Genomic DNA, 19826 nt, shown 5'->3' with positions numbered 1-19826 from the left:
CTACACCTATCCCGCAACCAGCCACCGGCTGACCGCCGTGGACGGCGAAGCGCGCGACCATGACGCGGTGGGCAACACCACCCGCATCGGCGGCAAGTCGTTCATCTACAACGATGCCAACCGCATGAACGCGGTGAAGCAAGGTGATGCCGTGCTGGAAAGCTACGGTTACAACCACCGCGGCGAGCGCGTGCTGCGTACCCCGGCCGGTGGCGCGGCTCAGATCACCCTGTATGACGAGGCGGGGCAATGGCTGGGCAACTACTCGGCCACGGGCCAGGCGCAGCAGCAGGCGATCTGGCTGGACAACTACCCGGTGGCGTTGATCAACATGCCGGCTACCGGCGTGCCTGAACTGGCCTACGTGCAGCCGGATCATCTGGGCACGCCGCGCGTGGTGATCGATCCGGTACGGAATGTCTCGATCTGGCAGTGGAGCAACAAGAGCGAGGTGTTCGGCAACCAGATTCCGAGTACCGACCCGGATGGTGATGGAGTGGCGTTCGAGCTGGCGCTCCGCTTCCCGGGCCAGCAGGCGACGGATGCGAGTGGGTTGTTCTACAACTACCAGCGCGAGTATGAGTCACGGGTAGGGCGGTACACACAGAGTGATCCGATTGGGCTGATAGGGGGAATCAGCACGTTCACATATGTTGGAAGCAATCCTCAAATGGCTATTGATCCAGAAGGGCTCGAGGGAATTGGGCCGTGGAATAATGGTGAAATGAATAACGTCACCGGCTATGTTCCCGCCAACAATTGTGAGCGGGAGGCTGTTGCCGATCTGCTCATAGATCTCGTTCCGCTTACTTCTATGGTGTCCTTTGCAATGGATTCTGTGGGTGTTGACATAAACTTCTACGAGAATCCCGGTGTTCATTTTGGCGAGTATGGCGCAAAGACGCCGTATGCAGCGGCGGGCCACATGCTGGATGCAGCAGCGTCGCGTCAGGATGCCAAAGCGGCAAAAAGGACGCGCGGGGCGGCAGAGCGCGGAATTCACTACTCGGTTGCCAACGGTCGACTTAATCGAGCTGCAGCGCATGCGGGGAACGCCAATCTCTTGCGGGGTGGGTCGAAGATCCTGGGGCCCCTTGGAGCAATCGTGAATTACAGGTCAAACTACAATAAATGCCAATGTCCGGCGAAGTGATTTTCATAAGGTTCATGAAGGGTGCAGCTGCGGCGGGAGCGCTGGGGATCTGTTGCGCGCTGATCGCGTCCATGTTGAGTATGCGCTGTCCAGTCGCTAGGTACTCTCCGGAAGTTATGTTTGCTCTTTTTTTCGCGTTGCTGATGTTGCTCGTATATTCCAAGTTCGAACTGGCGAGAAGGGGAATTCTGTCGATTGAGGTTGGGCGGGTGCGTTTCGCGTTCGCAATAGCGCTCCTGGCCGAGATGCTGATGATTGGGTTGCTGGTCGCCCGCAACCTCGAATGCGATAGCTTCGTTCGCGCGATTCCCATTCCTGGTGCACTACTTGTTTTCTATACAGCTGTCGCATTCTCATTTGTATTCGGTGATATCTATCTTGGTCCTGCGCGAAAAATCATCAGGCTTGGAGCTCGGCCGAGGAAATTCTTGAGGGAAGAATAGTTGGCACTGGGTGGATTCAAAGCTGGCGCGCAACGTTCTCGGGCTGCCGTTCTGCTTCCCGTATCAGTAGTCGTAAAATTCTGGCGGCCCCTTCCTCAACTAATATCGGAAACCCGACCCTGTGGTGGGGTGGCCCCAGCAGAGCGATCCGTTGGTATCGCTGAAGGAGTGGGTAATCGTCAGTCGTTTCGGAGAGCGTGGCAATGAATGGCGAGCCGAAATGAGCTACATAGAGAGGGTCGTTCTGGCGACTCTGTGTTCGACCGTAATCCTGATGGCCTGGTGGGGGCGCAGAACTTGCAAGGCGTCCTCACCCTCGACTTCGCGATGAAATCCATCGGGCAAGGTTTCCTTTGCTTCCTTGCCAGTACAGTTTCGGCCGTGCTGATCAAGGATAGGCCGGTGTTGATGTTGCTTCTTTCGCAGGTTCTCTCGATTGTGATCGTGTTTTTTCTCAATGGGGGCCGAGACTTGCTCCAGTCCATCTGTGGATCATGGAAGGATTCGGATAGCTATTTAATAGGGAACTTTCGTGGGCTATGTAAAGAGGCTGGGACTGGCGTCGTCGTGTTCGTTTTTGGTCCTTGCGATCTATACGGCATTTTCGCGGCCATCGGCGATTCTTAGCGAGACCTTTGTGTCGTTGCTCTTGCTGGAAGGATGCGCCTGCTTGATCGCTGGCACAGTTTCGGCGCTTGCGCTTCGCAGATGGCCGGTCTTCTTGGTTGTCGCGACTCAGTTCTTCTCCATCGCGTTGGCGGCAATATGGCTGAAGATGCGATAAGTGGGGTGGATTCAATGTCCGCGCGCAACGCCTTCACCCCTGCTCCGGGCCAATTTCGGTTTGCGGCGATAAGAGGTGGTCCCTGAAGACATGGCCAGCAGCACCGGCAGCAACACGTTCACCTACAACGATGCCAACCGCATGAACGCGGTGAAGCAAGGCAATGCCGTACTGGAAAGCTACAGCTACAACCATCGCGGTGAACGCGTGCTGCGCGCCCCGACCGGTGGCGCAGCGCAGGTCACCCTATACGACGAAGCGGGGCAGTCGCTGGGCAACTTTCGGCCATGGGCCAAGCGCAGCAGCAGGCCATCTGGCTGGACAACTACCCGGTGGCGTTGATCAGCGTGCCGAGCGCCGGCGTGCCGGAACTGGCCTACGTGCAGCCGGATCATCTGGGCACACCGCGCGTGGTGATTGATCCGGTGCGTGATGTGGCGATCTGGGAGTGGAGCAACAAGAGCGAGGTGTTCGGTAACCAGATTGTGAGTGGGGACCCGGATAGGGATGGTGTGGCGTTCGAGCTGGTACTGCGCTTCCCGGGCCAGCAGGCGACGGATGTGAGTGGGTTGTTCTACAACTATCAGCGTGAGTACGACCCGGCGGTGGGGCGGTATTCGCAGAGTGATCCGATTGGGTTGACGGAAGGGATTGGTACGTACCTGTATGCTTCCGGGAAGCCTCTTTCGAAGGTCGATGAAAAGGGGCTGGTCGACGTCTGGGTATGGATGCCGCTCCTCTATGCGGGAGGGCTGCCGAGCTATGGAAAGCTGCATTCCTCTTTCGGGCACATATCGACAACTTCAAATGGTGTCGATTACTCATTTGGCCCTGCGGGCAACTCAATAAGTACAAACTACGTTTCATTTCAGCTTAATTTGCGCACTGGAATTAAGCATACAATAGAACTTACACCGCAGCAGGAGTCAAAGCTATCGGCATGTCTCGCGAGGCCGCATGGGGGAGTACAGTGCAATAAATAATAACTGCGGGACGCCGTTGCAGAACTGCATGCGGGAGATTGGTAAGGAGCTTCAGCCTGTGAACATGATTCTTCCGGAATCAATAAACCACCTACTTTGGTGGATGTCTGATGACTCAACCATTCATCGCGGGAAAAGATGATGAAATTCATTCTTGGCATTTTTTTTATCTGCTCAGTCTTCACTGCCACCTCCTGCGAACACAAGGGCAGGGAAGTTGTGCCGGAGGGAGTGATCGAAGTCTATGATTCGGCAGAGGGAGGGGCCGTAATTGGTACAAGTACTACTCCGGTTCCGGTTGTTGGATATGTTTATCCGGACAAGACTCGTTACGTGCTGAAGGTTTGCCATCTGGGTCACGTAGGATATGTGCGGGATGGAATACGAGAGCTAAGGGCAACAGTAAACCGGAGGCCATCCTGCCCTGAAACCGCGCGGAGCGCGGACTAGAATTAACAAACGAGGCGAAACTGAGATCATCAAGCTGGAGACTGTGGCGAAACAGGAGCTGCCACTGCGTGAATTACCTAGTTGGATGTGGGCCAGGGCGTACCCCAGCCAGGTTGGGAAGACACAGTGATGGCAGGGCACCTCGGAGCGGTCCCGCAACCGGCCATCGTGACTGCGGTGGATGGCGAAGCGCGCAACCATGACGCAGTGGGCAATACCACCAGCACCGGCAGCTACAACGACCGCGGTGACGCGTACTGTGTACTCAGGCTAGTGGCGCAGCACAGATCACGTTGTACGACGAGGCTGGGTAGTGGCTGGGGAACTATTCGGGCACGGGCCAAGCGCAACGGCAGGCCATCTGGCTGGACAACTACCCGGTGGCGTTGATCAATGTGCCGGGCCCCGGTATACCGGAGCTAGATCAGCACTTTCGGATACGCAGGTGGCGTCCCGTCGTCTTTGGTAGATCAACTTGGTATGTGTCCCTACGACGAGTGCGTTGACTACCTAAGCATAACGTTCGGTATGGCAGGCCTCACCTTTGGAGGCTTGGAAGCTGTGAATGGCGCAGGAGTCACCATTGCCGGTGCTTTGTCTCTGCAGCCCGAAGTTGCAATCCCCGGATTTCTGGTAATGGTGAATGGTGTGGCAACGGCGTACGATGGAGTGTCAGCGATACAAACCGCACAGGATGGAAAGGGAAGAGAATCCACCTACACCGAGGCGGCGGGGGATTGCTGTGGTATTTGGCGCGAATGCGGGAGAGCTGTTGTCATTCGGCTTCACATTGAGCAGTTGCCTTCAGGTCACACCAGAACTGCTGCAACGCGTAGCTACTGACAAGGATGCCATGAAGGTGGTGAAGGATGTTTGGGGTGGGTCTGGGTGCAATTGCAGATAATTGAGATGATATGCATATGCGCAATAGAATACTGAATTGGCTCGGTTTGGTGTTTTTTTCGCTAATTTTTCTGAGGTCATCGTCCTATCTCGCATTGAAGGTGTATGCGATTGGTCACCTTGAGAGGGGCGATTATTTTGTAATGTTGCCTCTGGCGCTGGGTTCGCTCCTGATCTGCGGCATGTTTGTGGCAATTGTTCTTAAGAACGTAAAATCCAATCAATAGATTCCACCTGGAAGTTCACGCGCGACGTATGGATCCGTCAAGTGATTGGCCAAGGAGATGAGCCGATGGGTATCACTATCCATGATTTCAAGATGACCGGAATTCGTCTTGATCCGGTGTCCGGAGTGACTGTTTCTCTGTTTGATGACTCTGTGCAGGGATCCTATGATTTGGTCTTTGGTCGAGTCAGGAAGGCGAGCATTGATGGTTTCTCTAGCCAGAATGTCGTGCTCGATCTTAAGGTCTTCAATCGAAAGGATGATTCCTTTGAATTCCAGCGGTGTTGCTTCCTCCTTGGTCTAGACCCAGTGGCTGCCCGGGAAATTGTCGATGGCGACACCTTGGTCTTCATTGAGGCCTCTGTCGGCGCAGAAATTGCACTTCTAGTAGAGGGGACTTGGGAAAGCCGGTTGATCCCGGTCAAATCATGATTCTTGATCTGTCGAATGCATCGCTCCAAGACGCACGCACCGCCTGGCTTGTAGGTCGACAGGGATCTGACAGAGAGATGGATTACAGGACGGATCACCATCGGGCCAACGCAATGGGCTCTACCGTGCGTGCAGCCCGATGAACATCATCGATCCTGTACTCAGCGAACTGCTTTCCCGGCTCGGTGTCGACACTGACTTCGGCGACGCGGTGCTGACTTGTCCGGAGACCCAAGGGGCCTATGAGGACACGCCCCTGCATGTGGTGGCCTATTACAACGATGTGGCCCTCCTCAGCGCATTTATGCCCTTCGTGACCAACATCGATGTGCGTGGTGATCTTGATCTGACGCCGCTGGCAAGTGCGGTGGCACATGGCAGCGTCGCGGCAGCGGCCTATCTCCTCTGGTGTGGTGCAGACCCGCACGCAGGGAATGAGCTTGATCGGACACCACTGGAAATGATGTGCCAGGACCCGAGGTTTGATGATGCGGTGCGTATGGTCGACACCGCAGATGGAGCCTGGTGATGGAAACTTCTGAAAAGAGGTTCTACCGATGCGCCTGATGACCTTCATCTGCCCACTTTGTGGCGCTAGCGGGCAGCGCTTTCCGCTGCGATCTGCTGGAAAGCGTCAAGCGAAGACGTCCTGCCGGGGGTGTCACGTCGAGCTTCGTTCAGACCCGCGGTTGGGCACGTACACGTTCTATCTTCTGTACGCACAGGTCATCATCCTGGTGGCGGCATTGCCGCTGGTCGGGGCCGGTGTCGCGGGTGAATGGGCACGGCTGGGAATGATCTGTCTGGTAGTGCTGGTGCTGTGCTGGTTCCCCGGCGTGATCAGGCACGCACGAAGTCCGATCGTGCGCGCCTGCCAAGATCCCGATTACAGCTATGCGCGCAGGCCGGGTGCTTCGACTACGCACGCTGCCGCAAACCCGGAGCAGAGTAGCGACACGCCAAGCGCCAGCCCGTGATAGGGAAGTCAAGAAATGACATACCATCTTGGGCACGAGGTACAAATCATAGATCATTTTGCAGAACGGGTTGCAGATGATAATTAGCATTTGGCCGGCCCTTTCTGGGGCTTTCATGTCTATGCCGAGGGCTGGTATCTTGCGTGCAGCGGTGCTGCTCTTGCCAATGCTAGGGGGCTGCAGCATTCACCAGTTTCAACATACGGAATGGAAGTCGGACTGGGTAGATGTTTCGTCCGATGCGATTTTCCCTGGCAATTCAACGACTCTGCCGCTTGACCGCATTTCCACGCTTGATCCTGATAGTGAAGCAGCCATTGCGGAGTGGATGTTGAAGCATTCGCTGGCCGTGGTATCGGCATCAGAGGTTAAAGGGAAGATCGGTCCAATGCCGTTGAGTGACCTGAAGCCAGCGCCCGGGGAGAGCGTCTACTTCGTCAGGGCCGCTTCGGATGAAAGTAGGGGCAAGTTCATCGGCTACGTCAACGACAAGGGACTTCTCATCATGTATGGGGTGATGGGGGGCTGCGGTGAGCAGAAGCAACGGGTGGTTGCCGTGAGCCTTCGGGAGAAGCCCGCCAACGTATTCGGTCGATGCTCGGCGGCGCTATAGTGCGCTGAAGCGCCGAGCTCCGCCTACTGCCTGGCGGATGACGCCAGGTGTGCGACCAATGGCGCGCTCGGCAACCGCAAGGGAGATCGGCGCAGCGCGACCAATGCGTTCGAGCAGATCGTTCTGGGGAGGTAATGGAAAACAGTCAAAGGAAATCGGGGTTGCTCAAGAGTTCTCTCGATGCCAAAGGCTTCTTCCTGCGCGCTTTGTCTGTCGCGTCCGTCTGTGTGCTCGCCCTGAGCGCATGCGAGAATGACCGCTTAGGGGAGCTGCAGCTGAAACCCATCTACGCGGAACTGAGTAGTGCGTATTACGGTGGGATGTGCGAGGGTGCAGCCGGTCCAGACGCCAGTATCGAGAAGGTTCGTGCGGTGCGCATTGGTACGATCGCTGGTGATTGCGCAGTGCTCTATTTGGACGGAGTAGATAGGAAGGGTGAGCCCGTGATCTATGGAGCGAAAACTGGGGATCGGCCTGAATGTGCTGGATTGATACGGAAGCTCGAAGTCGGACGGGCAAGTGCGGCAGTTCTCGGCAGGGCGCGGGAAATATGCAGATAGTGATTTTCAGATATTCTCCGTATGACCTCCACTGTTGGGGGGGCGCAGATGCCCGCTGTGGGCCGGCAGTCGCAATCTTCTTCTCAGTGCCAGCCTGGCCTTAAGAAACTCGAATTCGGCGTCTAGTATGAAGATGAATTTGGATACCTTGGAAAAGGTCTCATCAATATTGTTCGACGCGCTCCGCTCCAGGGGCTTGCAAGAGAACTGGCCGCACTGTTCAGGAGGTATCGGATTCCACTGGCCCAGCTGCGAACGCTGGAGGCAGGCAGGTACTCTCGAGCGCTGCGCGATGCGTTGCGCGAGTAGGGCGCCAAGCGGGAGGCAAGGTGCATGAGCTCCCGCACTCCTCCACAAAAGAACGCGATCGGTCTGCACGCCCTCGGAGAGGTACAAGATGAAAGCCAGGCAGATTCTTCGGTACGGGCTGGCCTACGCGGTGTCGTGTGGAGCACTCTGGCTGTTCCTGCACTTTGTGGGCAGGGCGCTTTACGCCTTCGACTCACATCAGGTTTTCTTCTGGCTGTATGCCGTCAGCCTTCTGTTGCTGGGAATTGGCGCACGAGTTCCCGCCGCGGGCCGCCTGACGATCAAGCGGCTTGCCAAGGGGGCAGGCCTAGGGCTGCTCGCGGGCCTTCTGGCCCAGGTCGTGGTGCTTGTACTGGAAGCCTATAGATTCAGCGGATTCAGGCCATCGCTGCTCTGGCAGGTACCGGTTTCGCTGACGGTGATGAGCGTCGTGCTGCTCACGCCGCTCTGGGGCGCAGTGCTGGTTGCCCTCACTGCCGCTTGCCGCCGCGACAACAACCCACATCAGGCCTCGAACCCATGAAGCGCCTGACTGCCTTTTGCCTCGTGGTTGCACTGACATCCTGTGCGGCGCATCCGAACCGCACCACGAAGTGTCCACCGGCCCATTTCACCTACGTCGGCACCGAGAGAGTCGACGGACTGACCTACGGGCGCTTCCAGATCACCCACAACGCTGATCAGCCGCTTCAGCTGTGGGTGGATGAGAGACGCAGGTTGAACTCAAGGACCGCTCGCGCAGAGATGAGGCGTAAAGGCGAGGATGCCTGGCGACCTTACAACGTGATCCTTGAGGAAATCACACCGGGAGCGATCGGGCTGTCGATCGGGCAGGGTGAACAGCAGAGCGTTTTGTTCGATGGTGATGGCGTGTTCCTGCCCGGCCAATCCAGTGCGGACACGGAGTACTCCATCGTGGTACGGGATGCAGCCGGTTGCGAACATCGCACCGCGTCATTCATTCCCTGACGTTGCCGCCGCTGTGCGAGATTCTCGGTCACCCCCGCTCAGCGGCACCCACTGCATGCGCAGCGGGTGCCCCACAGCGGTTTGCGCGATCTCAATCGGCACGCCATCCCGCAGCCACGCGGCCCGCCAGCACCAGCTCGGTATCTGAGGTCAAACTACAGCAAATGCCAATGTCCCGCGAACTGATTTTCATAAGGTGCATGAAGGGCGCAGCTGCAGTTGGAGCGTTGGCGATCTGCTGCGCGCTGATTGCGTCCATGATGAATATGGGCTGTCCAGTCGTTGGGTACTCTCCAGCAGTCATGCTTGCTCTTTTTTTCGCATTGCTGGTGCTGCTTGTGTATTCCAAGTTCGAACTGGCGGGGAGGGGAATTCTGTCGGTTGAGGTTGGGCGAGTGCGATTCGCATTCGCTATGGCTTTCCTGGCCGAGATGTTCATGATTGGGTTGCTGGTCGCCCGCAACCTCGAATGCGATAGCTTTGTTCGCGCGATTCCCATTCCTGGGGCACTACTTGTCTTCTATACAGCTGCCGCCTTCTCATTTGTATTCAGTGACTTCTACCTTGGTGCAGCGCGAAAAATCATCAGACTTGGTGCTCGGCCGAGGAACTTCTTAAGAGACAAATAGTTGGAACTGCCTTTGTGGTGCGTGAGCATCCGCCACGTGAGTGGCGGGTGCTCCGCAGGGATAGCGCCAGTGCTGACTCAATCGGCACGCCATCCCGCAGCCACCCGGTCCGCCAGTACCAGATCGGTATCCACCTGCCGGCCATCGCGCAGATAACGGATGCCCACGCGCGTCCCAACCGGACGCTCACGCAACAGCGCACGCCAGTTCGCCAGCATCCGCGTGGCAATCGGCTCGCCTGAAACCATGACAATGCGATCATCCCTGCGCAGCCCAGCGCGTGCCCCGGCGCTGGACGGCGCCACATCGGCCACACGCAGTGCATCGTGTTCAGCCTGCAGCCACAGCCCGCTGCGATCGAAGGCATCGGCCTGCGTGCTTTCGGTATTGGGTACCAGATAGAGGCGCTTGGCACCGTAGTCGATGCCCATCGAGAAGCGCCGCAGCACGCCGCCACCCAGGATCGCGCCGTAGTCGGCCAGGGCCAGCGCGCCCTTGTCAGTGCTGGACAGATCACCGACCAGACCAGTGACCTCGATATCGCCCATGCGCAGCACACCGAGCCGGGCAGGTCGCGCCCGCCCCGCGCCACCCAGGCCCCATCCAAGCACCGCCTCCTCACTGGCGTGGTATTTCTCCAACAGACCATGGGTACGCACGAACGGACTGCTCAGGCTCAGCGAGTTGCGTGAGCCGGTGTCCAGCCACAGGCGAAGCGGGATGCCGTCAAGCTCGCCATTCAGTACCGGCGCGCGGTCATCCTGTTCGAACGGCAGCACCACCGCGTTGGCAGGCGGCTGGTAGTGGCCCGGCAGGGTGAAGCCGAGCACGCGCGCGCCATAGTCGAAGGTGGTGACCAAGCGCAGGAAGGTCTCGTAGCCGATGAAGCCATCATGCGGCACGCCCATCGAGTTGATCTGCTGGCCGAGGTCGATGATGTGGAACACCGGGTTTGCAAGGTGCGCGCCACCGATGCGCAGGTGGCGGGCCTGTGCCAGGCCCAGGTCGCTGGCGTTGTCGCCGGCACCATGCACGCTCAGGCGGCCCGTGGTGGTCAGCCCCAGGCGCTTGGCGGCGGTCGGTGTCAGCAGATTGATGGCGCCCGTATCCACCAGGAATCGCGCCGGCTGTCCGTCCACTTCGGCCTCGATGTAGACATGGTTGTTGATCAGGTCGAACGGAATGCGGGTGGTGCCGCTGGCATCCTCGATATAGCTGTCATGGGCCATCATTGGCGGTGCATACACGGTGTCTGTTACCGGGCCATCCACCTGGTAGCGCTGCACCTGTACATCGCTGCGCAGTCGCGGATCAGCACGGCCCCGGGCATCGAGGGTGTCGGTGATGATGCGATGGGGCAGCAACAGGCCTTCGACCGCCCGGTAGTCCTCCAGTGCGGTGGCGGTGGGTGTGCGAGCGGATGCAATGACCACGCGGCCGAGCAGGCCGCTGCCCGTATCGAACCAGAGCTCGATCGGGTCGGCGCCCCTCGGCTTCGTGGCCAGGACGGTATAGCGCCGGCCATCCAGAGCCTCGGTGCGGGGCGCGGCAAAGTGCGTGGTCGGATAGGCGTTGGACCAATAGGCACGGGTCGCCAGCCACGACTGCGTGCGCGCGGTCCGACGTGGCACGGTGCCATCCAGCAGGCCGACCTCGCCGCCATAGTCGCGCCGCCAGGACAGTTGCCCATCAAAGCCCTGCGCGACGGTGAAGTCTCCCAGTTGCGCCTGTTCGGCATAGCGCCCGGCACGCAGGTCCTGGTTGAGCTGCCAGCGCCCGTGCAGGCCGCCCACCGACTGCTCGCCCACCGCCTGCAGACGCTGTACCGACAGCCACTGCTCGCCACCACTGGCTACGCGGGCCTTGGCCAGCACATCGGCAGCATCCACCCCCGCGGCGTGTGCCGGAACCGCCAGCACCCACAGCAGGCCACCTAGCATCCATCGCAAACGCATCGCCTCACCTCCTTCGTTGGGTCAGGAGGTGATGGCAGCGCCCGGACCGGGGATATTCGACCGGGCGTGAAGGATTGGACGTTCAGTTGGACGCGGTGAGGCGGCGGTACTCGCTCGGCGTCTGTCCGGTGGCGCGCTTGAACGCGCTGTTGAAGGTCGACTTGCTGCCGAAGCCGGCGGCAAGGCCGATGTCCAGCACGCTGCGGAGGTCGGACGGATCGGACAGGCACGCCCTCGCGGCAGCGACGCGGAAGCTGTTCACGAACTCGGAGAAGCTCTGGCCCACCCCTTGGTTGAGCGCCTGCGAGACCTGGTTGGGTGACCAGCCGCTGCGCTGGCTGAGGGTCTGAAGATCCAGCCCGGGCGCTTCATGCAGGCGTTCGTCCTGCATCAATGCGGTCAGCGCGCTGGCGATGGCCGCGCATTGTGCTGCGTCGATGCCCGAGCGTTCGTAGCGTGCGTGGGTCGTATCCTCGGCGGACGCGGTCATGTCCACCAAGATGGGTGCCGCAGTGCTCGCACGTACGCGCAGCTGCTGGCGTACGACCCGGCACGCCAGCAGGTACATGCCCATGGTGGTCAGCAGGCTGAGCCCGATGCTGGCCAGCAGTGGAGCAGCGTCCGGCGGCCACCGGTTCATTGCGCTGGCAAGCCAGCATCCCGCCATCACGATCGCCAGCCCGCGCAGTCCGCTGCGTTGGATGGCGGCTCCGGGCGGGGCGGGCGGCACACGCAGCGAGAGCCACAGCGCGGCCAGCAGGTAGGGAGCACCCTGCAGCAGCCAGCCGTGGAAACTGAGCTGGAACAGCACATCGCCCAGCGGTGAGGCCTCGAAAGGCGCGAGTGCGTTCAACAGGGAAATGGCGAACGCGAGGCCAGCCGGCAGCAGATGCGCGAGCGGCAAGGGTGTTGCAGCGGCCTGCGCGGGTGTCAGCAGCGCACGCGCATGGCCATACAGCAGTGGACCGAGCAGATAGACCAGAGGCACTTCGATGACCCGCAGCCAGCGCACGGCGTCGGGCGAGAGCCAGGCCTGACCACCCAGCAGCACCAATCCGAACAGATTGGCGGCGGCGAAACAGGCGAGGAATGCGGTGAGCAGCGGGTTCCCACGCGATGTGCGACCGACGCTCACGCCGGTGGACAAGGTGGCCAGGCCGAGAATCGCAGCACCCGCGGCCAGCTTCAGCAGATCCGGTGGCGTCATGCGCGCAGTGTTGATGAAGCACGTGGCAACGTCCAGCGCGGGCTGGCGGCGTGCAGGCAACACAGGGGAAGATGGCGCGCCCGGAGGGATTCGAACCCCCGACCAATGGCTTCGGAAGCCACTACTCTATCCGGCTGAGCTACGGGCGCGTTGTAGAACCGCCGCGCCGTCGGCCGGTGCCGGGGCGGGCATCGCAGCGCCATGAAGCGGTGCGGGACCGGCATTCTATCCAGTTTCGCCGAACAAATCTCCCCCCACGGGCAAAGCCGTGCCGGAGGGGCAGGAGTATCCTATCGCCATGGCTGATACCCCCCTCACTTCGCCGCAGTCGCCGGCGACGCCGCGTTGGCGGCATTACTGGAGTCTGATGCGCGCTGATCGCCCGATCGGCACGCTGCTGCTGCTGTGGCCCACCTGGTGGGCGTTGTGGCTGGCCGCGGGCGGCCTGCCGCCGCTGTGGACGCTGTTCGTGTTCACCGCCGGCGTGTGGCTGACCCGCTCGGCCGGTTGCGTCATCAACGACTACGCCGACCGCTGGCTCGACCCGCATGTGGAGCGCACCAAGGCGCGCCCGCTGGCCACCGGTGCGATCAGCGGCCGCGCCGCGCTGGCGCTGTTCGCCGTACTGATGCTGGTGGCGTTCGGCCTGGTGCTGACCCTGAACGGGCTGACCATCGGCCTGAGCTTCATCGGCGTGTTCCTGGCTGCCAGCTATCCGTACCTGAAGCGCTACACCCATCTGCCGCAGGTCTACCTGGGCATGTCGTTCGGCTGGGGCATCCCGATGGCGTTCGCCGCCGTGCAGGGCGAGGTGCCGATGCTGGGCTGGCTGCTGTATGCCGGCAACATCCTGTGGTCCACCGCCTACGACACCTGGTACGCCATGGTCGACCGCGAGGACGACCTGAAGATGGGCTCGCACTCCACCGCGATCCTGTTCGGTGATCTCGACCTGGTCATCCAGGGCGTGCTGTACGCACTGTTCCTGGCCACGATGGCGCTGGTCGGCGTGCGCGGCGGGCTGGGCGGGTACTACCTGGCCGGCGTGGCCGTGGCCACCGCGCTGGTGGTGTACGAGTTCTGGATCTGCCGCAACCGCGAACGCGGCCCGTGCTTCAAGGCGTTCCTGCACAACAACTGGGTGGGTGCCGCGCTGTTTGCCGGCATCGCCGTGGACCTGGCGCTGCGTTGATTGCCCGGGGTCGGATCCCTTTTCCTGTGGGAAAGGGCTCTGACCCTTCTGCCGCGCCGATACCCGGCTCGGGGTCAGAGCCCTCTCCTGTGGAGAGGGATCCGACCCCGCCACCTACGACCAATAGGTGGCTGACAGCCTGCACCCCACCGCCCAGAATCGATCCATCGAACCTGGGAGGGTAGGCGATGGCCTCTACGGCAGCAGTACAGGACGGCTGGATGGCGCGCGCAGCGCTGCGTTCGGCCGCCTGGGCGGAAAAGTGGTTCCCCGACGCGTATGTGTTCGCGGTGCTGGGCGTGGTCATCGTCGCGCTGGCCGCGATGGGCTTCGGCTCGACCCCGCAGGCCACCGCCAGCGCCTTCGGTGACGGCTTCTGGAGCCTGATTCCCTTCACCATGCAGATGGCCTTCGTGGTCATCGGTGGCTACGCCGTGGCGACGGCGCCGGTGGTCGCACGCTTCATCGATTTCCTCGCCCGGGTGCCGCGTACCGGCCGCGGTGCGGTGGTGTACGTGGGCCTGGTCAGCATGCTCGCCTCGCTGCTCAGCTGGGGGTTCTCGCTGGTGTTCGGTGGCCTGCTGGTGCGTGCGCTGGCCCGTCGTACCGAACTGCGCATGGACTACCGCGCCGCCGGTGCTTCGGCGTACCTCGGCCTGGGTGCGGTGTGGGCAATGGGGCTCAGTTCCTCGGCCGCACAGCTGCAGGCCAACCCGGCCAGCATGCCGCCGGGGCTGGTGGAGATCACCGGCGTGCTGCCGTTCACCGAAACCATCTTCCTGTGGCAGTCGATCGCGCTGACCTCGGTGCTGATCCTGGTCTCGCTGCTGATCGCCTGGCTGACGGCACCCGCGGCGGGTAGTGCGCGTACCGCCGAGGCGTTCCCCGGTGCTGCACAGGCCGAGCCGGAACCGCTGCAGCGACGCACGCGCCCGGGCGAATGGCTGGAATACAGCCCCCTCCTGACCGTGCTGCTCTCGCTGCTGGCGTTCGGCTGGCTGTTCAACGAGTTCGCCAACAAGCCGGTGATCACCGCCATCGCCAACCTCAATACCTACAACTTCCTGTTCATCTCGTTGGGCCTGCTGCTGCACTGGCGCCCGCGCAGCTTCCTCAACGCGGTGGCCAAGGCGGTGCCGAGTACCACCGGCGTGCTGATCCAGTTCCCGCTGTACGGCGGCATCGCGATGATCCTCACCCACGCCGCTGGCGGTGACGGGCAGACCCTGGCGCACCGGCTGTCGAGCCTGTTCGTGCACGTGGCCAGCACCGATTCGTTCGCGCTGGTGATGGGCGTCTATTCGGCCGTGCTGGGCTTCTTCGTGCCGTCCGGTGGCGGCAAGTGGATCATCGAGGCGCCGTACGTGATGCAGGCCGCCAACGAACTGAAGGCGCACCTGGGCTGGGCGGTGCAGGTCTACAACGCGGCCGAAGCCCTGCCCAACCTGATCAACCCGTTCTGGATGCTGCCGCTGCTGGGCGTGCTGGGCCTGAAGGCACGCGACATCGTGGGCTTCACCTTCATCCAATTGCTGGTGCACATCCCGCTGGTGCTGGGCCTGTTGTGGCTGCTGGGCATGACCCTGGCGTATGTGCCACCGGTGATGCCGTAGTCCAGTATCCCCGGATCATGCGGCTTCCTACTTTGAAAGCCGCATGGCCAGAACGCGCGCTGCTCAGATTTCATTGGGCTTGTTGCCCAGTGCGGCATCCGCTTCGAACCAGCTTCGCGCAGTATTGCCAACATACTTGGTCAACGCATAGTTGGCCCCTGAGCCGATGACGACTCCGATGCCGAACGGAATGGCTTTTTCCAGCGCCTTGCGGGTAAAGGTGATGCCGATCTTCTTGAAGAGTTCCTTGAGAGCTTGCAACACGGCGCCCTTCAAGTACTGACGGACCATCTTTACGCCGGCATTTGAGGCGATCCGAGTCGACGCTTCGACGCCGAGCTTCTCCAGAGAACCTCCTGCGGCGATGAGAAAAGCCAGGTGCCTGGCGTCTTCGCCATTCACGTCCCATCCATAGGCCTCAGCCAAGCACATGGTCATGTCGACCTGCAGTTTCATGCTGATGCTTGCATCGGCGAGACCACCGCCAACCATTGCCAGGGCCGTACCAATTCCCGGGATGACCCCGGTCAGAGCAGTCGCTCCCCCCGTGGTGGCTGACATCCGGCAATAACGGCTGATGATCTTGTCGGCCACCAACCCTGCAACCTCGTGCTGGCCGCGTGTTGGATCCCGGGAGAGAATCTGGCGCCTGTACTGGGCGACGAGGGCCTTCGCGTCTGCGGGACTGATCGCGATGCTCTCGACCGCTTTGAGGAGGCGAGAGTCACTTGCTTCTGCAACCACGGCGTTCATTTAGACGTTCCTTGTTGATGCTTGGAAAGATGGGCCGTCCATAGCAGCCCGTCCGCAGCCTATCGGCTTCGGGTAGCCATTCTTGAGCGAACGCTCGCGCATTCCGGTGCGCCCTACAGCACTGAATACGTGCTCCTGTCATTACCACATAAGGACATGCCGAACCCGCATGAATCCTTCAGCGGCTTGTGCCGCAAGGACTTTCGCGTGTTCATTCACGCGCGTACACACAGGTGTAGCCGTCCGCCAACGCGCGATTAACTCTTCGCTGCAGACGATGGCCCCGTCCACCGCATTCCGCGCGTGGCTTTGGAGATCGGACATGGCACAGCAGAACCAGAACCCGAACCAGAAGCAGCAGGGCCAGCAGAACCAGCAGGATCAGCAGCAGGGCCGTGGCCGCGACCAGCAGCAGCAACAGCAGCAGGAACAGCAGCAGCGCAACCAGCGCAATCAGCAGCAAGGTGGGCAGGACGAGGAAGAGTGACGTCGGTACCCACCCTGGGCAACCCCCGAAGCCCCGCCGCGCGCGGGGCTTCGCTTATTCCAGCACGCCGGTGCGTTGCAGCACCGGCGCGGCCGACATGTCATTGGGATTGGTGCCGGGCTGATCCTGCGGCACCTCCATGCCCATGCCGCGGTACAGATCGACCCAATGCTGTGCGATCTGCCCGGTCTGCGGATTGCGGAAGTTCATCGGCTGCAGCGCGAACACATGGTGCGCACGGAACGCACGCTCGATGAAGTCGGAACAGTAGTAGCTGTCCTCGTTCAACACATACGACGTGTTGTACGGCTTGCCCAGCATCATGCGCGCGGTGGCGACCGCATCCTTGATCGCCGCCTGCTGCGGTGCCCGCAGGCGATAGACCACGATCTGCCGCTGCTTGGCCCGGGCGTCCTGGCGGAACTCGACCAGCGATTGCCGACGCGATCCCTTCTCGTCCGCATGCAGTACCTCCCAGCCGTTTGGCGCCACAGCGACCAGGGCCACATGATCGAAGCTGGGCGCGCCCTGCTTGCCGGTGGCATCTTCGATGGCCGCACTGAGGCCGCTGCGGCCGGCGGTGACGAACAGCAGATCGCCTTCGTGGACATCGACGGCCATCGCCAGCGCTGGCCACAGGGCGGGCAACAGCAGGCAGATCATGAGCAGGAGGCGACGCATGGAGAGTCTCGGACAGGCGGAGTGCCGGAATTGTAGGGCGCGCGGTAGCATGGGACGACCCAACCGGATTCAGGATGAGCCCATGCGTCGAAACCGTTCCGCTGCCGTACTGATGCTTGCCTGTTGCGTGGCCCTGGTTGCCTGCACGCCCGAGCCCCAGGTGACGCCCACGGAAGTGGCGCCTGCACATCCCGCGCCGTCGTCCACGGCGGCAGCGGTCCAGCCCGCACCGGTGCCTGCCAGCGGTGAATGCCCCTACTCGCAGTTCGATGCGTTCCTGAAGCACTTCGGCAACGAGATCGCGCTGCAGGAAAAAGCCACCGCCGATCCGCTGCTGGACAGCTACATCGATGCCGAGGCCGAGCCGGAACCGCGCAAGGTGGAAAGCCGCCTGGCGCTGGCCGATGTCGAGTGGCCGGTCATGCCCGATCCCGCCGCGTTGGCCGGGCAGGGCCGCGAGATGCAGGTCAGCACGCTGGCCGATGGGCAACGACAGGTACAGATCCGCACGCCGGACAGCAGCGACCAGCAGACCTACACCTTCGCGCAGTCGCCCTGCTGGACGCTGGTCAAGCGCGAGGATGAGTCGATCTGATGCCTGTCCCGGCACAGGCGCGGCCGGGCGGGGGCTGCTAGGCTCGGAGCCTGATCCAGGCAGGGAGACGCCGATGCAGGCTCGCAGGATGTGCACCATCACCGCCACCATGACTGTCATGCTGGCGATGGCACCCTTCACCGGCGTCCAGGCGCAGTCGCTGCCGGCCGACGATAGCGCCTACTTCGCCAGTGCGGCAGCCGAACAGGCCGCGCGCGGCGAGCTGGGCAAGCGTGTCGAGGCCCTGCAGCAGGCTTCCGCGCTTGCACCTGCGCAACGCTTCCATCAGGCCGAGGCACTGCAGGCGCAGTGCCTGCGCCATCACAGCTATCTGCATCTGCAGGCCGCACGCAACGCCCGTGACCATCGCCCGACGCAGGCGCTGGACCAGGTGATGGGGCTGTGCAGCCGCATCGCCCACACCGGCCGCGCGGCGCTGCGCGAAGCGCCCGCAGACGCGGCGTGGGCAGCACCGTATGCCTTCCTGCGCGCGCGTGCGCTGAAGGACGCCGCAGCACCGGCCAGTACCGCACTGGATGAGGCCGTGGAGGCCCTGGCCGATCCGGCGCTGGACTGTTTCGCACGGCTGCGTGGGCAGATCCTGCGCAGTGCCGAGTACCCGCAGATCGAGCGTGATGGTCGGCACTGGGACACCGGGCACGACAAGCAGGCACTGGCCCAGCAGCGGGACCGCGCGTTGCGGGAAGCGGGCTGGAAGGGTTACTGGCAGGGCCTGCACTCGCGCCGCGAGCCGATGGCCTCGGTGCTGCTGGGCCTGGTGCAGGTGAACGATGCCGCCGCGCGCCTGCAGGGCGATGGTTCTGCACCGGCGCGGGGCTACCAGCGCATGGGCCTGGATGCATCGGCGGTGGATGCTACGCTGCAGGCGATCGAACGCCATGCACGGGACCGTCGCGCCTACCAGGACATGCTGCTGCGCCACGCCGCGCGTTCAGGCATCGATGCGCCGCAGCTCTGGGATACCACGTTGCCCGATGCCGGCTATATGCCGCCGGTACTGACGCTGGCGCAGCTGCGCGACAATGCCGCCGATGCCATGCAGCACCTGGGGCCGGCATACGTCAGTGAGCTGCGTGCGCTGCTCGATCCGGCCAACCGGCGCATGGATCTGGCCACCGAACGTGGTGACCGCAGCCAGGACGCGTTCTCGGTAAGCGCTCCCGGCGTGCCGGCAATGCTGTTCGTTGGCGTGCGCCGTGGTGATCTGGAAAGCGATGTCGAGATCGCCCATGAAGCCGGTCATGCCATGCACGGTGAGTGGATGCAGCGCGGCCATGCCTCGCCGCTGCAGCGCAATGGCAGCCAGTGGCTGACCGAGGCCTTTGCCATCTACAACGAACTGCGCTTCCGCGACGAGCTGTACCAGCAGGCAGAGGACCCGCGGGCCAAGGCCTATTACCTGAAGTCACTGCTGGACGATATGGTGCTGCAGCTGTTCACGTCTTCCGAAGAGGCGCAGCTGGAGCAGTCGATCTACGAGGGCGTGGCGGACAACACGCTGGGTACCGCCGATGACCTGGACGCGTTGACCGGCCGGGTGCTGGCGCGCTTCGGTCAGGACCCGGAGCGCTATCCGCAGCTGTGCAACGGCTGGATCGGCAAGCGCCTGATGTATGACGACCCCAACTATCTGGTGAACTACCTCTATGCAGGGCTGCTGGCCGTGCAGCTGTTCGTGCAGGATCAACGCGACCCGGCAGGGTTCCGTGAACGCTATCTCGCGGTGCTGGGTGAAGGCTTTGATCGTGCGCCGACCGAGCAGGTGGCGCAGTTGCTGGGGCACGCGCCCGATTGGCCGGCGCTGGTTGATGCTGATCTGCAGGTGTTCAACCAGACGGTCGCGCAGCTGCAGGCGCTGCATGCGCGGATCGAGGCAGGGCAGGGCACGTGA

At 61.8% G+C, this 19826-nt stretch carries 19 protein-coding genes, 1 tRNA gene and 2 pseudogenes; 17 read left to right on the top strand and 5 right to left on the bottom strand.

The window, feature by feature from the left end; all coding sequences use genetic code 11:
• From AC5P7A_RS10385 to AC5P7A_RS10330, 12 genes and pseudogenes are all read left to right on the top strand, one after another.
• On the top strand, positions 1 to 1153 hold a 1153-nt coding region (locus AC5P7A_RS10385; protein ID WP_495220112.1), incomplete at its 5' end, for an RHS repeat-associated core domain-containing protein.
• The gene (locus tag AC5P7A_RS10380) at positions 1138 to 1596 is read left to right on the top strand and encodes a hypothetical protein (protein ID WP_111205654.1); all 459 of its coding nucleotides are present in this window, start codon (positions 1138 to 1140) and stop codon (positions 1594 to 1596) included. The genes AC5P7A_RS10385 and AC5P7A_RS10380, both read left to right, overlap by 16 nt.
• 255 nt (positions 1597 to 1851) lie before the next feature.
• Complete coding sequence (locus AC5P7A_RS10375) at positions 1852 to 2223, top strand: hypothetical protein (RefSeq protein ID WP_197605283.1); 372 nt, start codon at positions 1852 to 1854, stop codon at positions 2221 to 2223.
• A 253-nt stretch (positions 2224 to 2476) separates the two neighbouring features.
• Positions 2477 to 3096: pseudogene (locus tag AC5P7A_RS10370) on the top strand (RHS repeat-associated core domain-containing protein); the annotation flags it as partial.
• A gap of 842 nt (positions 3097 to 3938) precedes the next feature.
• Positions 3939 to 4235: pseudogene (locus AC5P7A_RS10365) on the top strand (hypothetical protein); the annotation flags it as partial.
• Between the two features lie 773 nt (positions 4236 to 5008).
• Positions 5009 to 5374 (top strand): hypothetical protein, encoded by a 366-nt coding sequence (locus AC5P7A_RS10360; protein WP_197605287.1) that lies wholly within the window; start codon positions 5009 to 5011, stop codon positions 5372 to 5374.
• Positions 5375 to 5513: 139 nt separating this feature from the next.
• Positions 5514 to 5903 (top strand): hypothetical protein, encoded by a 390-nt coding sequence (locus AC5P7A_RS10355; protein WP_495220111.1) that lies wholly within the window; start codon positions 5514 to 5516, stop codon positions 5901 to 5903.
• A gap of 28 nt (positions 5904 to 5931) precedes the next feature.
• The gene (locus AC5P7A_RS10350; RefSeq protein ID WP_142235071.1) at positions 5932 to 6351 is read left to right on the top strand and encodes a hypothetical protein; all 420 of its coding nucleotides are present in this window, start codon (positions 5932 to 5934) and stop codon (positions 6349 to 6351) included.
• 115 nt (positions 6352 to 6466) lie between these two features.
• On the top strand, positions 6467 to 6964 hold the full coding sequence (locus tag AC5P7A_RS10345) for a hypothetical protein (protein WP_495220110.1): 498 nt from the start codon (positions 6467 to 6469) through the stop codon (positions 6962 to 6964).
• Between the two features lie 957 nt (positions 6965 to 7921).
• Entirely contained in the window at positions 7922 to 8356 is a 435-nt protein-coding gene (locus AC5P7A_RS10340; RefSeq protein ID WP_046433006.1) for a hypothetical protein, read from the top strand.
• Positions 8353 to 8802: an adhesin gene (locus tag AC5P7A_RS10335; RefSeq protein WP_100450745.1), complete on the top strand. Its 450-nt coding sequence runs from the start codon at positions 8353 to 8355 to the stop codon at positions 8800 to 8802. The genes AC5P7A_RS10340 and AC5P7A_RS10335 overlap by 4 nt, the downstream gene beginning before the upstream one ends.
• A 170-nt stretch (positions 8803 to 8972) precedes the next feature.
• Positions 8973 to 9431: a hypothetical protein gene (locus AC5P7A_RS10330; RefSeq protein WP_142235072.1), complete on the top strand. Its 459-nt coding sequence runs from the start codon at positions 8973 to 8975 to the stop codon at positions 9429 to 9431.
• Between the two features lie 77 nt (positions 9432 to 9508).
• Here AC5P7A_RS10330 and AC5P7A_RS10325 read toward each other — a convergent pair whose 3' ends face one another.
• From AC5P7A_RS10325 to AC5P7A_RS10315, 3 genes are all read right to left on the bottom strand, one after another.
• The gene (locus tag AC5P7A_RS10325) at positions 9509 to 11386 is read right to left on the bottom strand and encodes an aspartyl protease family protein (RefSeq protein WP_495220109.1); all 1878 of its coding nucleotides are present in this window, start codon (positions 11384 to 11386) and stop codon (positions 9509 to 9511) included.
• 82 nt (positions 11387 to 11468) lie between these two features.
• Positions 11469 to 12593: a helix-turn-helix domain-containing protein gene (locus AC5P7A_RS10320; protein WP_142235074.1), complete on the bottom strand. Its 1125-nt coding sequence runs from the start codon at positions 12591 to 12593 to the stop codon at positions 11469 to 11471.
• Between the two features lie 72 nt (positions 12594 to 12665).
• Positions 12666 to 12742, bottom strand: a tRNA-Arg gene (locus tag AC5P7A_RS10315).
• 149 nt (positions 12743 to 12891) lie between these two features.
• On the opposite strand from AC5P7A_RS10315, the gene ubiA reads away from it, so the two are divergent.
• Together ubiA and AC5P7A_RS10305 are read left to right on the top strand one after the other, a co-directional pair.
• On the top strand, positions 12892 to 13785 hold the full coding sequence (ubiA, locus tag AC5P7A_RS10310) for a 4-hydroxybenzoate octaprenyltransferase (RefSeq protein ID WP_005411493.1): 894 nt from the start codon (positions 12892 to 12894) through the stop codon (positions 13783 to 13785).
• Positions 13786 to 13973: 188 nt separating this feature from the next.
• Complete coding sequence (locus tag AC5P7A_RS10305; protein ID WP_181454184.1) at positions 13974 to 15398, top strand: short-chain fatty acid transporter; 1425 nt, start codon at positions 13974 to 13976, stop codon at positions 15396 to 15398.
• Between the two features lie 63 nt (positions 15399 to 15461).
• On the opposite strand, the gene AC5P7A_RS10300 is transcribed toward AC5P7A_RS10305, so the two are convergent.
• Complete coding sequence (locus tag AC5P7A_RS10300; protein ID WP_032958748.1) at positions 15462 to 16151, bottom strand: EcsC family protein; 690 nt, start codon at positions 16149 to 16151, stop codon at positions 15462 to 15464.
• 322 nt (positions 16152 to 16473) lie between these two features.
• Here AC5P7A_RS10300 and AC5P7A_RS10295 point away from each other — a divergent pair, with 322 nt between their 5' ends.
• Positions 16474 to 16638 (top strand): hypothetical protein, encoded by a 165-nt coding sequence (locus tag AC5P7A_RS10295; RefSeq protein ID WP_005414774.1) that lies wholly within the window; start codon positions 16474 to 16476, stop codon positions 16636 to 16638.
• 54 nt (positions 16639 to 16692) lie between these two features.
• On the opposite strand, the gene AC5P7A_RS10290 is transcribed toward AC5P7A_RS10295, so the two are convergent.
• Complete coding sequence (locus tag AC5P7A_RS10290) at positions 16693 to 17319, bottom strand: YiiX/YebB-like N1pC/P60 family cysteine hydrolase (protein WP_495220108.1); 627 nt, start codon at positions 17317 to 17319, stop codon at positions 16693 to 16695.
• Between the two features lie 82 nt (positions 17320 to 17401).
• Here AC5P7A_RS10290 and AC5P7A_RS10285 point away from each other — a divergent pair, with 82 nt between their 5' ends.
• Together AC5P7A_RS10285 and AC5P7A_RS10280 are read left to right on the top strand one after the other, a co-directional pair.
• The gene (locus AC5P7A_RS10285) at positions 17402 to 17914 is read left to right on the top strand and encodes a hypothetical protein (RefSeq protein ID WP_495220107.1); all 513 of its coding nucleotides are present in this window, start codon (positions 17402 to 17404) and stop codon (positions 17912 to 17914) included.
• Positions 17915 to 17987: 73 nt separating this feature from the next.
• Positions 17988 to 19826: a M3 family metallopeptidase gene (locus AC5P7A_RS10280; RefSeq protein ID WP_495220106.1), complete on the top strand. Its 1839-nt coding sequence runs from the start codon at positions 17988 to 17990 to the stop codon at positions 19824 to 19826.

It is taken from the genome of Stenotrophomonas sp. YJH_SMC_65, from assembly GCF_059369475.1.
Note: the sequence above shows the minus strand (reverse complement) of the source record. Positions and strands in the feature narration are given on the sequence as shown.